Here is a 7,155-nt window from a genome sequence, read left to right on the forward strand (position 1 = left end):
GCTAAACTATTGAGTTTTCAAGGCTTCATAGTTTTTTTGATGTGGGAAGTTTAAGTACTAACTTAACTGCTGAAGAACAATCCGCGTTAGTTAACCAAGCACAAAAACTTGCTGATGACGCAATTGCTAACATCAATAAAGCAACAACTAACGATGCAGTAAACACTGCTAAGGAAACTGGTGTTGAAAAGATTAACAACGTTAATGTTCCTGCTACTTCTGTAACTAAAGATAATGCTAAGAATGCCATCGATCAAGCTGCTAAGACTAAGGACGATGCAATCGATACTTCAAACTTAACTGCTGAAGAAAAGGCTGATTTGAAGAAGACCGTTGCTGGTGAAGTTCAAACAGCTAAGGGTAATATTGATGCTGCCACTAAAGACGCTGATGTTACTACAGCTAAGAACACTGGTGTTGGAAAGATTAACAACATTACTGTTCCAACTACTTCTGCCACTAAAGATGCTGCTAAGGATGCCATTGATCAAGCTGCTAAGACTAAGGACGATGCAATCGATGCTTCAAACTTAACTGCTGAAGAAAAGGCTGATTTGAAGAAGACCGTTGCTGGTGAAGTTCAAACAGCTAAGGGTAATATTGATGCTGCCACTAAAGACGCTGATGTTACTACAGCTAAGAACACTGGTGTTGGAAAGATTAACAACATTACTGTTCCAACTACTTCTGCCACTAAAGATGCTGCTAAGGATGCCATTGATCAAGCTGCTAAGACTAAGGACGATGCGATCGATGCTTCAAACTTAACTGCTGAAGAAAAGGCTGATTTGCATCAGAAAGTTTCTGATGAAGTTAACAAAGCTAAGGCTGCAATTGATGATGCCAAGAAAGACGCTGATGTTACTACAGCTAAGAACACTGGTGTTGAAAAGATTAACAACATTAATGTTCCTGATACTTCTGCAACTAAAGACGATGCCAACAAGGCAACTGATGCTGGTAACATTACGCCAAATGTTCCAGGCGACAAGGTAACTGTTAAGGATCCAAGTCACTTAACTGATGATGAAAAGAATCAAGTTAAGAACAACGTCGATAATGCCAACAAGGATAAGTTCCCAGCAGGCACTGAGGTTGCAGTTGGCGATGACGGTACAGCTACAGTAACTTACCCAGATGGTTCAAAGGACACCATTCCAGGTGACCAATTAGTTCAAGGCCAAAAGGGCAGCACAACTGACGCTGGCAATATCACACCAACTATTCCAGGCGGCAAGGTAACCGTTGAGGATCCAAGTCACTTAACTGATGATGAAAAGAATCAAGTTAAGAAGAATGTGGAAGACGCTAATAAGGATGAAAATGGCAAGTCAACATTACCAGAAGGCACTGAAGTTACAGTAGGCGATGATGGTACAGCAACGATTAAATACCCAGATGGTTCCAAGGATACTATCCCAGGCAGAGATTTAATTATTGGTGTTAAGGCTGTGAACAATCAAGTTGTTGACGCTAACGGTAATGTACTTGTTGGTTGGAAAGTTGTTAATGGTCAACCAGTCAAGAGCAGTGATCAACCAGTCAAGAGCAGTGATCAACCAGTCAAGAGCAGTGATCAACCAGTCAAGAGCAGTGATCAACCAGTCATGACTCGCGAAGCCCACAAGGCTCAACAAGCTAAGACATTACCACAAACTGGTGAAAAAGATAATAAGCTTGGAATTTTAGGTTTGTTATCAGTATCATTAGCAAGTCTATTTGGATTAGGAGAGAAGAAAAAGAAGGAGGATTAAACGTTTTAAATGGCGTAACTAATAAAAGGCTCAGCAAAAGCTGGGCCTTTTATTCATGTTCTTTTTCTTGATCTTGTTTTTGTTTGATTGTAAGCGTCATATAACCGAGTATCTTTCTTAGTCCTCTTTTTTCAGCTATTCTAAACTCATCAAAAATATTGGAGGTTAGAATTATGCTCGAAAAACAACAGCCAATTGTGGCTCTAAATCATCCAGTCAGACCAATGAAGACGCGGCCACCACGCAATAATCTTTTGCTTAGCTTAAAGAAGAATGATTTAGAACTAAACTTTTACAGCAGCTTAGACCCTGAAATTATGAATAAGCTGCTTGAAAAAGTCTTGCCATGATTAAGCTCAGCGACTTGGGTCAAGCCTATATCGTTTGCGGTAAGACTGACCTACGTAAAGGCATTGATGGCCTAGCAATCTTAATTAAAGAACAGTTTGAGCTTGATCCTTTTAGTGGTAAAGTTTTTCTCTTCTGTGGTGGAAGCAAGGATCGCTTTAAAGCCCTCTATTGGGACGGTCAAGGTTTCTGGCTACTCTATAAAAGATTTGAAAATGGAAAATGAACTGGCCCAGGAATCAAAATGAAGTTCAAGCTCTCTCTGCTAAGCAGGTTGATTGGTTAATGAAAGGCTTCGCAATTAGTCCAAAAATGAAGAACACGAAAGCGCGCGAATTCTACTAACACTGGACGTCGCGCGCTTTTTTTGATATTCTTTTAACTAACAAATTTAGGAGGAAGTTTAACTTATGTCACAAGAAACTTTAGAAAAGATTATTGCCCAACAGGCAACTACCATCCAAAATCTAACCGACGAAATTAAGCTTCTTCGTGAACAAGTAGCTTACTTAACCCAAAAGCGTTATGGTAAGTCTTCAGAACAAATGTCCTTAAATGGACAAACAAGTCTCTTCGATGAACCCGAAGCTCAAGATGACGGAAACGTCCCCGACGTCACCGTTCAGACTATTACTTATAACAGAAAAACTCAGCGCAGGAAAAGAACTGACCTGCTAGCGGCCTTTCCTGCCGAAGAAGTTCATCATGAATTAGGCGACAAGCATTGTCCTGATTGCCAGCGTGAACTTACTGAGATAGGTAAACAAGCAGTACGCCAAGAATTATTATTTATTCCAGCTCAACTTAAAAGGCTGGATCATATCCAACACGCTTACAAATGTAAGTACTGCAGTCAAAGAAATTATAGCGACAAGATCATTAAAGCTGCCGTACCTAAGGCGCCTCTAAATCAAGGTTTAGGTTCAGCTTCACTCATCGCTCATTCACTTTATCAAAAATATGAAATGAAGGTGCCGGACTATCGCCAAGAAAGTGACTGGAAAAAGTTTATTTTTAATAAATTTTAGGCTTTCACTCAAAAAATCCTAATAAATCAAGGTTTATTGATACCAAGATTTATTAGGATTTCTTAATTTCTGAGTTTTTCCCAGACACTTTATTTAGACTATTTTCTTAACTTGTGCACCTTATGGGCTAGAACCATTTCTTTATTGCGATCTTCATAGATCATATCCTTGATGTAATTCCATGGGATTAACAAAGGCGTCTTGCTATTTTTACGGAAAATGAAGTCTGCGTGTCGTCTTTCCAAGTGACGCAAATATCTTTTAGCATTTTGAATCTTAGTATGGTGTTCCAAATGCAATCGTGGTTCGAAATCGACGATTTTGTGTTCAGCGTTGAAAATAGGTCTAACTTTATGGTGCCAGTTCTCAGCACTAGAGATATGATCGCTGACCTTTTTTCCGGCTTCTACGATATTCTCTTTGGTTGCTGGACTTTTCTGATCCTTAAACTCCCCATGTGGATCTAGATAGTAGTTGCCCAAACCATCTTGACGATAAAGTCGTATTTTCTTGAATGTCTTATTTTTCTTGTCCATTCTTACTTCGATAACGTCACCATTTTTGTGATTCATTAAATACATGTGATGTTTTCTAGTGTAATTTGCACTTTTCATGATCAGAAATCTCACCTCTACATTAATTATTCTGAAACGATATTATACCAGTATTTTAACTATATTTTTAATTTAATGGTATAAAAGTTGCTATTTTTTTAGGAAATTAGACGAAAGGATGTAGTGTTTAGTTGTTATTTTCTATACGCCAGCATAATAAAAGGTATTCCCCTTTTTCCGGCTGAAGACTATTAAGTAATCACTAACTTATACTAAAATCGTTTAAAGTCGGGAGAAAAGGTGTTACGCTTAAGTAGGACGAGGTTATAGAATAGTTATTTTAAAGTAATTAATTGTATACAAAAACATGCTTAGCTTCGGAAAAGCTAAGCATGATGTCCCATAATATGAGTCGCTTGCAATTTATCTTGCAAGCGGCTTTTATTTTAGAAAAAATAATAAATATTGCAAGAGTATTGATTTCTGTTTTTGTATAGAAAATAAAATTTATTTATTTTTAATTGAAGCTGGCTATCTGCATTTTACTGAGGAATATTAATTAGCTGATACCGTTACTTGCCGTCATGCTGTTTTAGCTGCTTTCAAAAAAGAATTTCCGCGCAGTAGTCGTGCGTATTTAATCGCTAAATAGTATACTTTTCAGTAAAGAAAACTATTTAGTACAAGTCAGAAAGGAAGTCTTTTCATTGAAATATGCAGAAAAGTCACCCGCATTGTGGAATGCCATTCATCACGAAGAAGAGCGCCAACAAAACACGATTGAATTAATTGCTTCTGAAAATATTGTTTCTGATGCAGTTCGTGAAGCTCAAGGCTCAGTTTTAACTAACAAATATGCCGAGGGCTATCCTGGTCGACGCTATTATGGCGGTTGTCAATACATTGATCAAGTTGAACAACTTGCTATTGATTATGCTAAAAAATTATTCAATGCTAAATTTGCTAATGTTCAACCCCACTCTGGTTCACAAGCAAATATGGCTGTTTATCAAGCTTTGCTGAAGCCAGGCGATGTAATCCTTGGCATGGGCATGGATGCTGGCGGTCATTTAACTCACGGTGCCAAAGTAAACTTCAGTGGTAAAGAATATAGATCTTATAGTTACGGATTAAATGTTGAAACTGAAGAACTTGATTTTGATGCTATTCGTCGGATCGCCTTAGATGTTCATCCCCAATTGATCGTTGCTGGTGCTTCTGCATACAGCCGAATTATTGATTGGCAAAAATTCCGTGAAATTGCCGATGAGGTTGGCGCCTATTTAATGGTTGATATGGCCCATATTGCTGGTTTGGTAGCAACTGGCCAACATCCTAGTCCTATTCCAGTAGCTGATGTAGTGACGACTACTACGCATAAGACCTTGCGTGGTCCTCGCGGCGGCATGATTTTATCTAATAGTTTAGAAATTGGTAAAAAGATTAATTCAGCTTTGTTTCCAGGTATTCAAGGTGGTCCTTTAGAACACGTAATTGCCGGAAAAGCGCAAGCTTTTTATGAAGACCTACAGCCACAATTTACCGATTATATTAAACAAGTAATCAAAAACGCTAAGATAATGGCAGAAACTTTTGCTAAGTCTGACAATATTCGTGTAGTTTCTGGTGGTACTGATAATCACTTAATGATTATTGATATTACAAATACTGGGTTAACGGGTAAAGATGCACAAAACTTGCTTGATTCAGTTCATATTACAACCAATAAAGAATCAATCCCTGGTGATCAGCGCAGTCCTTTTGTAACTAGTGGTTTAAGAATTGGTACACCAGCAATTACTAGCCGCGGTTTTGATGAAGAAGACGCTAAAAAGACAGCTGGATTAATTATTGAGATTTTGTCTAATCCAGAAGATGAAACAACAATTGCACACGTTAAACAAGAAGTTAAAGAATTAACTCAAAAACATCCAATTAATTAATTTGAATAGAAAATAAACAGTTCTAGTTTTTTGCTAGAACTGTTTTTGTTATAATTAGAAGCTAAAAATCGAGAAAAATATAGGGTAAGAATGAAGGATAAGTGATTATTTGGAAGGAATGAAACGACATAAAATAGGTCTGTTTTCGGCTATTATGTTGGCCTTAAATTCTTTGATAGGCTCAGGTTGGCTGTTTGGTTCAGGTTCTGCAGCGAAAATTGCTGGGCCAGCCGCAATCCTCTCTTGGATTTTAGGTGCTGTCATTATTATTGCTATTGCTTTGACCTATGTAGAATTGGGAGCAATGTTTCCTGAAAGTGGTGGTATGAGTAGATATGCTCAATACAGTCATGGATCGTTACTGGGATTTGTTGCTGCGTGGGCCAATTGGATTTCATTAGTAACTTTGGTACCAATGGAAGCCGTGGCGGCTGTTCAATATATGAGTTCGTGGCCGTGGTCATGGGCTAATTGGACTAAGAATTTTATTAAAGATGGCAATATTACTTCTACAGGATTGGGCGTTGTATTTATTTTTATGTGTATTTTTACAATGATCAATTTTTGGTCAGTAAAAATTATGACACATTTTACTAATTTGATTTCTATTTTTAAAATCTTATTGCCTACTTTAACGATTGTAGTTTTAATTTGCAGTGGTTTTCATGCACAAAATTTCGGCTCCAACGTTCATGAATTTATGCCGTATGGAACACGTTCCATCTTTGAGGCTACGTCAGTTTCAGGAATTATCATGTCATATGATGCATTTCAGACCGTGATTAATATGGGTGGAGAATTGAAGAATCCACGTAAGAATATTGTCCGCGGTGTCTTGATCTCTATGATCATTACTGCAGCGATTTATATCATGCTGCAAGCAACTTTTATTGGAGCAGTCGAACCAAGTACGTTAGCCAAGGTAGGCTGGCACGGCATTGACTTTACTTCACCATTTGCGGATTTGGCAATTATTTTAGGAATCAATTGGTTGGTAATTTTGCTTTATTTAGATGCGTTTGTATCACCGTTTGGTACAGGTGTCGCTTTCGTCGCTACAGCATCTAGAGCTTTGGCCGCTATGACACATACACGTCACTTACCTAAGTGGCTAGGCCGGTTTAATCAAAAGTATTTAATTCCGCGTTACGCGATGATTGCGGATTTGATTTTAGCGGTAATTTTGGTCAGCCTATTTAGAAATTGGAATTTATTGGCAACCGTAATCACTGCTTCAACATTAATTGCGTATTTAACAGGCCCCGTAACGGTAATGACTTTGAGAAAAGTAAAACCTAATCTTGATCGTCCGTTTAAACCTCGTTACATGCCATATCTAGCACCAATTGCCTTTATTTTAACTAGCTTGTCAATTTACTGGTCAATGTGGCCAACTACGATTCAAGTTATCTTGGTAATTGCATTAGGTTTGCCGATTTATTTCTATTATGAAATTCACTATCAACATTCAAATTTAATGAAAAACGCCCGAAAATCCCCGTATTTTAATGCGGGGATGGATAGGGCC

Annotated in this window: 6 protein-coding genes and 1 pseudogene; 6 read left to right on the top strand and 1 reads right to left on the bottom strand. The window is 37.9% G+C overall.

Annotated elements, in window-relative coordinates:
- Positions 1-41: 41 nt before the first annotated feature.
- From CP357_RS09185 to CP357_RS09195, 4 genes and pseudogenes are all read left to right on the top strand, one after another.
- Positions 42-1,754 (top strand): DUF1542 domain-containing protein, encoded by a 1,713-nt coding sequence (locus CP357_RS09185; protein WP_098037137.1) that lies wholly within the window; start codon positions 42-44, stop codon positions 1,752-1,754.
- A gap of 173 nt (positions 1,755-1,927) precedes the next feature.
- A complete protein-coding gene (locus tag CP357_RS10400) occupies positions 1,928-2,104 on the top strand; it encodes a hypothetical protein (RefSeq protein WP_198995870.1) in 177 nt (58 codons plus the stop codon).
- Positions 2,101-2,328 carry an IS66 family insertion sequence element accessory protein TnpB gene (gene tnpB / locus CP357_RS09190; RefSeq protein WP_098037138.1) on the top strand — a complete coding sequence of 76 codons (228 nt, stop codon included), beginning with the start codon at positions 2,101-2,103 and terminating at the stop codon, positions 2,326-2,328. The genes CP357_RS10400 and tnpB overlap by 4 nt, the downstream gene beginning before the upstream one ends.
- A 319-nt stretch (positions 2,329-2,647) precedes the next feature.
- A pseudogene (locus tag CP357_RS09195) lies at positions 2,648-3,109 on the top strand (IS66 family transposase zinc-finger binding domain-containing protein); the annotation flags it as partial.
- 119 nt (positions 3,110-3,228) lie between these two features.
- Here the strand turns inward: CP357_RS09195 and CP357_RS09200 are convergent.
- Complete coding sequence (locus tag CP357_RS09200) at positions 3,229-3,744, bottom strand: hypothetical protein (protein ID WP_025005730.1); 516 nt, start codon at positions 3,742-3,744, stop codon at positions 3,229-3,231.
- A 647-nt stretch (positions 3,745-4,391) separates the two neighbouring features.
- On the opposite strand from CP357_RS09200, the gene glyA reads away from it, so the two are divergent.
- Both glyA and CP357_RS09215 read left to right on the top strand, forming a co-directional pair.
- Positions 4,392-5,627: a serine hydroxymethyltransferase gene (gene glyA / locus CP357_RS09210; RefSeq protein ID WP_098037139.1), complete on the top strand. Its 1,236-nt coding sequence runs from the start codon at positions 4,392-4,394 to the stop codon at positions 5,625-5,627.
- A gap of 109 nt (positions 5,628-5,736) precedes the next feature.
- Positions 5,737-7,155, top strand: a 1,419-nt coding sequence (locus tag CP357_RS09215) for an APC family permease (protein ID WP_098037140.1), incomplete at its 3' end; no start/stop codon positions are given.

Source organism: Lactobacillus sp. UMNPBX6, from assembly GCF_002553975.1.
GTDB lineage: Bacteria > Bacillota > Bacilli > Lactobacillales > Lactobacillaceae > Lactobacillus > Lactobacillus gallinarum.

What these genes read in the sequence shown, in the direction of transcription:
- CP357_RS10400 (WP_198995870.1), top strand. Translation starts at nt 1,928, where the DNA reads ATGCTCGAAAAACAACAGCCAATTGTGGCTCTAAATCATCCAGTCAGA.
- tnpB (WP_098037138.1), top strand. Translation starts at nt 2,101, where the DNA reads ATGATTAAGCTCAGCGACTTGGGTCAAGCCTATATCGTTTGCGGTAAG.
- CP357_RS09200 (WP_025005730.1), bottom strand. Translation starts at nt 3,744, where the DNA reads ATGAAAAGTGCAAATTACACTAGAAAACATCACATGTATTTAATGAAT.